Source organism: Pseudomonas sp. C2B4 (assembly GCF_013359695.1).
Taxonomy (GTDB): domain Bacteria; phylum Pseudomonadota; class Gammaproteobacteria; order Pseudomonadales; family Pseudomonadaceae; genus Aquipseudomonas.
In genome coordinates, this window is the sequence record NZ_JABFMU010000081.1 from 1 (window position 1) to 6,204 (window position 6,204).

6 protein-coding genes are annotated in these 6,204 nt (G+C 63.6%); all 6 read right to left on the reverse strand.

The annotated features are described in order from the left end of the window. Positions 1-199, reverse strand: a 199-nt coding sequence (locus tag HNQ83_RS28850; protein ID WP_175392245.1) for a DUF1302 family protein, incomplete at its 3' end; no start/stop codon positions are given. 166 nt (positions 200-365) lie between these two features. Continuing rightward, a complete protein-coding gene (locus HNQ83_RS28855) occupies positions 366-1,154 on the reverse strand; it encodes a crotonase/enoyl-CoA hydratase family protein (protein WP_175392246.1) in 789 nt (262 codons plus the stop codon). 10 nt (positions 1,155-1,164) lie between these two features. Continuing rightward, a complete protein-coding gene (locus HNQ83_RS28860) occupies positions 1,165-2,166 on the reverse strand; it encodes an acyl-CoA dehydrogenase family protein (RefSeq protein WP_175392247.1) in 1,002 nt (333 codons plus the stop codon). Positions 2,167-2,181: 15 nt separating this feature from the next. Beyond that, complete coding sequence (locus tag HNQ83_RS28865) at positions 2,182-3,339, reverse strand: acyl-CoA dehydrogenase family protein (RefSeq protein WP_175392248.1); 1,158 nt, start codon at positions 3,337-3,339, stop codon at positions 2,182-2,184. Next, a complete protein-coding gene (locus HNQ83_RS28870; RefSeq protein WP_175392249.1) occupies positions 3,336-4,544 on the reverse strand; it encodes a lipid-transfer protein in 1,209 nt (402 codons plus the stop codon). Before HNQ83_RS28870 ends, HNQ83_RS28865 begins: the two co-directional genes overlap by 4 nt. A gap of 28 nt (positions 4,545-4,572) precedes the next feature. Then, entirely contained in the window at positions 4,573-5,712 is a 1,140-nt protein-coding gene (locus tag HNQ83_RS28875; protein WP_175392250.1) for an acyl-CoA dehydrogenase family protein, read from the reverse strand. Positions 5,713-6,204: the final 492 nt, after the last annotated feature.

The following is a 6,204-nucleotide window of genomic DNA, read 5'->3' on the forward strand; positions in this document are numbered from 1 at the left end:
TGAAGTTGGAGATGAACTGCTTGTCCGGGTTGGCCGTCGACCAGCTGGCGCCGACTGACAGCGATGAATCGAAACTCCCCTGAATCTCCCCGATGTTGAAATCAACCGCGTGAGCCTGATGGCTCGCGCAAGTGGCAATCGTCACAGCTACGGTCAGCAGACTCGGCTGGAAGACTCCGCGCATTGTTGTTTTTGTCATGCGGTTTCTCCGGTTAAGGATGGCGTGGTGAGAGCCCATGCTAGCGAGGCTCCCGTAAGGTCCTCACACCCGAACGGGTGATTTGGAACAAGGGTTTTCACAAGGTTTTGGCCGGCGTAACGACTCGGTTCGAGATGCGCTCGGCGAGCGTTACTGCCGGTGACACTCATCCGGTAAAACTCGCCGGACGCTTCTCGATAAACGCCGCCACGGCCTCTCGGTGATCGGCGGTCTGATGCGACAGCACCTGGAAGGTCGCGGACATTTCCAGCAGCGTGTCGAGCCGGGTGTGCAAGGCTTCGCGCAACAAGCGTTTAGCCAGGCGCACGGCATGGGGCGGATTGGCGGCGATGGCGGCGGCGATGTCCCGTGCCGTCTCCAGCAGTTGTTCGCCGGGCACGACCCGGGACACCAGGTTCCATTGCTCCGCCTGGCGCGCATCGATCATTTGCCCGGTCAGAGTCAGTTCGGTGGCGCGGGACAAGCCGATGATGCGCGGCAACAACCAGGCGCCGCCGTCACCGGGAATGATCCCCAACTTGACGAAGCTCTCGGCAAACTTCGCCTGCTCGGACGCCACGCGGATGTCGCACATGCAGGCCAGGTCGAGACCGGCACCGATGGCCGCGCCGTTGACCGCCGCAATCACTGGCACTTCCAGATTGAACAGCGCCAGCGGCAAGCGCTGGATGCCGGTGCGGTATTCCTGGCGCAACGCCATGCCCGACATCTGCGCGTAGCGATCCATGTCACGCACGTTGCCGCCGGAGCAGAACGCACTGCCGGCTCCGGTGATGATCACGGCGCGCACACTGGGATCGCGCTCGATCCGTTCGATGGCTTCGAGGAACTCCGGCACGGCGCTGTTGCCGGTCAGCGGGTTGCGGCGTTCAGGATCGTTCATCGTCAGGGTGACGACGTGACCGTCCTGTTCGTACTTCAGAAACGGGCTCATGGGGTTGTCCTCATGCGGATTGAGACGGGATGACGTGACGGACGAACTCGCTGGCGCCAATGTTCGGCCGGGTCAGAAACGCCTGGCCGACGAGGCCGTTCCAATACGCTTCCGAGCCTTCGCTCATGCGCCACTGGTGCAGGCGCCGGGTGAACAGTTGCAGGTCCAGTTCTTCGGTCACGCCAATGGCGCCGAACAGCGCATGGGCGGTGGCGGTCACCTGGGGCACGGCCATGCTGGTGCGGGCCTTGGCGATGGCGACCGGAATCAGATCCGGCACCTGGGCGGCACCGGCAAAAGCCAGCTCTGCCGCGATTCGCGCAGCCGCCACCTGCTCCGCCATCACGCTGAGCTGATGCTGGACCGCCTGGAATTTGCCGATGGCTTTGCCGAACTGAACCCGGTCATTGCAGTACTCAAGGGTCATGTCGAGTACGCGCTCCATGGCCCCGGCCATGGCAGCGGCGTGGATGGCGGCACTGAACAGGCGAACCTCTTCACCGTTGCTGCCAACGGCTGCGGCGAGGCTTTCCTGCGGCCAATACAGGGTGGCGTATTGGCTGGCGTGAACCCCTTCGGCCTGGCGTCGCGCCTGACGGCAATCGAGCAGCAGCAATTCGCCGCCCAGGTTCACCAGGGCAAAGTCGGCCAACAATCCGTATGCGACGCGGGGCGCGCACAGCCCACCGTCGGCTTGTTGCCAGGCCGTGCCGGCCAGGGCCACCATGCCGGCCGGCAGCCTGTGCGGGCAGTCGCGCAGCAAGGCACGGGCAGCGATGCTTTGTGCGGCGGGAACCGGCAGGGCATGACGTCCAAAAGCGAGAAGAATCGGGAACAGCGCGGCAAGCGACAGCCCCGCGCCATCGGCCACTTCCGGGGTCAGCAGTTCCAGAAATCCGCCGTCCTCCAGCACGCGCCACAGCTCCCTGGCGTCGTCACCGCTTTCAACGGCGCGGACCCATGCCGGGGTGCACAGGTCTGTCAGGATTTTTTCAATCGCTTCAGTAAACATGACGATAAGTCCTATTCAGCGCAGGCCAAGGCCGCGGGCGATCATGCCGCGCAGGATTTCCCGGGTACCGCCGCGCAACGAGAAGGTCGGTGCGACCTGGTTCAGGTAGGCCACGGTGCGGTACAACTCATCGCCGACCGGGGCATTCGGGTTGGTGCTGATCGAGTTGGCAATCGCCGCCGGAATCGACTGTTCGAACTCGGTGCCGATGTCCTTGACCAGCGCCGCCTCCACCACCGGACTTTCGCCCCGCGCCAGTAGTGCCGTGAGCGCCAGCGAGAGGTTGCGCAGGCTGCTCAGTTGCGTGAGGAAACTGCCCAGCAAGACGGTGTCGGCAGCGCTGGCACCGTGGCGGCGCAAGGTGTCGGCCCACAGGTCGAGCAACACCACACTGGAATAGAAGCGCTCTGGCCCGCTGCGCTCGAAGGCCAGTTCGGCATTGACCTGTTTCCAGCCACTGCCCTCCTCGCCCACCAAGGCGTCATCGCTCAACAACACGTCGTCGAACGCCACTTCCGAGAAGTGCGCATCGCCGGCGAGGTCGACAATGGGGCGCACGCTCACACCCGGTTGCCGCAGGTCGATGATGAATTGCGAGAGTCCGTTGTGACGGTCCTCGGGCGAGCCACTGGTGCGCACCAGGGCGATCATGTAGTCGGCGTGATGGGCGTTGGTGGTCCAGATCTTGCGCCCGCTCAGGCGCCAGCCGCCTTCACAGCGAGTGGCGCGACTGCGCACGCTGGCCAGGTCCGAGCCGGAATTCGGTTCGCTCATGCCGATGCAGAAAAACGCTCGGCCGGCGCAGATGCGCGGCAGGTAGAAATCCTTCTGCGCATCGCTGCCGAACTTCAGGATCAACGGCCCGCTCTGCCGATCGGCAATCCAGTGCGCCGCCACCGGAGCGCCGGCCGACAGCAGCTCCTCCACCAGGACGAAGCGACTGAAAGCATCCAGCCCGGCACCGCCATAGGCTTGCGGCAAGGTCAGGCCGACCCATCCGCGTCCGGCCAGTTTGCGGCTGAAATCGGCATCAAAACCGGTCCAGCTGCGTGCCCGCACATCCGCTGACACCGCCGGCAAATGCTCGGCCAGAAAGTGTTTCACTTCGGTGCGAAAGGCCTCGGCGTGTTCCGGCAATGCGGTCAAACGGAAGGCGTCGAGCAAGTGGCTCACTGGGCACCTCCGCTGACCTTGCCATACAGCGTCACCACGCAGGCACCGCCCAGGCCGAGGTTGTGTGCCATGGCCAGGCGAGCGCCGTCGACCTGACGCTGCTCGGCGTTGCCGCGCAGTTGTTGGGTCAGCTCATAACACTGCGCCAGGCCCGTCGCACCCAGCGGGTGGCCCTTGGAAAGCAGGCCGCCGGACGGATTGACGACGATTTGCCCGCCATAGGTGTTGTCGCCGTCCATCACGAATTGTTCGGCGCCACCCTCGGGGCAAAAGCCCAGCGACTCGTAGCAGATCACTTCGTTCTGCGCGAAGCAGTCGTGGAGCTCGCAAACATCAATATCCTGCGGACCCACGCCAGCCTTCTCGTACACCTGCCCGACAGCGGCATGGGTCATGTGGGTGCCGACCCAATCGAGCATCGACGGCTGTTCGAAGTTGAAGGATTCGGGGGTGTCGGTGGTCATGGCCTGGGCGACGATTTCCACATCGCGACGCAGACCATGCTTTTTCGCGAATCGCTCTGACACCAGGATCGCCGCCGCACCGCCACAGGTCGGCGGGCAGGCCATCAGGCGGGTCATGACGCCCGGCAGAATCACCGGGTCATTCATCACGTCTTCGACACTGAGCACCTTGCGAAACAATGCGAGCGGGTTGTTGGCTGCATGGCGGCTGGCCTTGGCGCGCACAGCGGCAAAGGTTTCCATTTTGGTGCCGTACTTGTGCATGTACTCACGTCCGGCCCCACCAAAGGTACGGATGGCCTGAGGAATGCCCTCCATATCGGCGGTCAGGCCACGCAAAATCGGCAGGAAGCGCTCGCGGGTCGGCGGACGGTCATCCCAATGGGACTTCAACGCCCCGGCCTGCATCTGCTCGAAACCCACCGCCAGCACGCAATCGGCGGCGCCGGACTCGATGGCCTTGCGCGCCAGATAGAGCGCGGTGGAGCCGGTGGAGCAGTTGTTGTTGACGTTGACCACCGGGATCCCGGTCATGCCGATTTCGTAGAGCACGGTCTGGCCGCAGGTGGAATCGCCGTAGACGTAACCGGCATAGGCTTCCTGGACCAGGCTGTACTCGATCCCGGCATCGGCCAGGGCCCGGCGTATTGCTTCCGCGCCCATCTGCACGTAGGTGGGGCTGTCGCTGGGCTTGCGGAACGGGATCATGCCAACGCCGGCTACCAGTACTTTTTCGCTCATGGTGTCACCTGAAAATGAGGGGGAAGGATCACAACTGGCGCGCGATCAGTTCGCGCAGCACTTCGCTGGTGCCGCCAAAAATCCGCGTCACGCGCATGTCGACGAAGGCACGGGCAATCGGGTACTCGAGCATGTAGCCGTAGCCGCCGTGCAGCTGGACCATGTCGTCGATGCACTTGCACAGGGTCTCGGTGGCGAACAGCTTGGCCAGTGCCGATTCCTGCACCGTCAGGCGGCGGCGCATGTGCTCGCCGATGTAGTGATCGATCATCAGGCGCACAGCGGTGGCCTGGGCCTTGATATCGGCCAGCTTGAATTTGGTGTTCTGGAAGTCCCATACGGTCTGGTTGAAAGCCTTGCGATCCTTCACGTACTCCACCGTCTGCTCGAGCATGCGTTCGAGCTTGGCGGCGCTGTACAGGGCGATGACCAGGCGCTCCTGGGGCAACTCTTCCATCAGGTGCATGAAGCCGCGATTTTCCTCGCCCAGCAGGTTGCCCACCGGTACGCGAACGTTGTCGAAGAACAGCTCGGCGGTATCGGCCGCGTGCTGGCCGACCTTGTCCAGCTTGCGGCCGCGACGGAAACCTTCGCGATCACACTCGACCATGATCAGGCTGCAGCCCTTGGCCCCGGCGCTCGGATCGGTCTTGCACACGACCACCACCATGTCGCAGGTCAGGCCGTTGCTGATGAAGGTCTTGCTGCCGTTGATCACCCACTCGTCGCCGTCACGCACAGCGGTGGTGCGGACCGCCTTGAGGTCGGAACCGGTGCCCGGCTCGGTCATTGCTACCGCCAGCACGGTTTCGCCGGTGCAGATTTTCGGCAGCCATTGGTGCTTCTGCTCTTCGGTGCCCAGGCGCACGATGTACGGCGCGACGATGTCCGAATGCACGCCCAGGCTCCAGCCGGAGACACCGGCGCGGTACAGCTCCTCGATCAGTACCGCCGAATGCCCGAAGTCACCGCCACCGCCGCCGTACTCGGTCGGCACGGTGAGGCACAACAGGTTGTGGCGACCGGCCTTGAGCCAGGTTTCCCGGTCGACCTGCCCGGCCTCGTCCCACTGCGCCTGCTTGGGCAGGCATTCACGCTCGAAGAAACGCCGCGCGGTTTCACGCAGCATTTCGTGGTCTTCACGGTACACGGTACGGTTGATATGCATCGGGCTCTCCAGTGGATGGCCAGGCCGGTATGCGCCTGGTACGTGAGTCCAATGTATTGAGGGGGGTGGGGATACTCGCCACCCGCATCGGGTAGCGCTGTGGAGCATCTGTCGGAATTGGATTGGAGGGGCCTATCCATTGCTGCGAGTGAGGCGGCCAAGCTGCCGACCTGGCTTTTGCAGACACCCATGATCCCCTGTGGGAGCGGGCTTGCCCGCGAAGAGGCCGGCACATCCAGCATCAACGGTGACTGACACACCGCCTTCGCGAGCAGGCTCGCTCCCACAGGTTTTTTAGGCCGTACACAGAATGTGCGCACGACTGCAATTCACTGTGGGAGCGAGCCTGCTCGCGAAGAGTTCGGCACACCCAACATCACCAGTGACTGACACACCGCTTTCGCGAGCAGGCTCGCTCCCACAGGTTTTTTTGTGCCGTACACAGGATCTGCGTTCGACTGCAATTCACTGTGGGAGTGGGCTTGCCCGCGA

Excerpts from the sequence above, each read along its gene's own strand:
- HNQ83_RS28855 (WP_175392246.1), bottom strand. The coding sequence starts at position 1,154 with ATGAGCCCGTTTCTGAAGTACGAACAGGACGGTCACGTCGTCACCCTG.
- HNQ83_RS28860 (WP_175392247.1), bottom strand. The coding sequence starts at position 2,166 with ATGTTTACTGAAGCGATTGAAAAAATCCTGACAGACCTGTGCACCCCG.
- HNQ83_RS28870 (WP_175392249.1), bottom strand. The coding sequence starts at position 4,544 with ATGAGCGAAAAAGTACTGGTAGCCGGCGTTGGCATGATCCCGTTCCGC.
- HNQ83_RS28875 (WP_175392250.1), bottom strand. The coding sequence starts at position 5,712 with ATGCATATCAACCGTACCGTGTACCGTGAAGACCACGAAATGCTGCGT.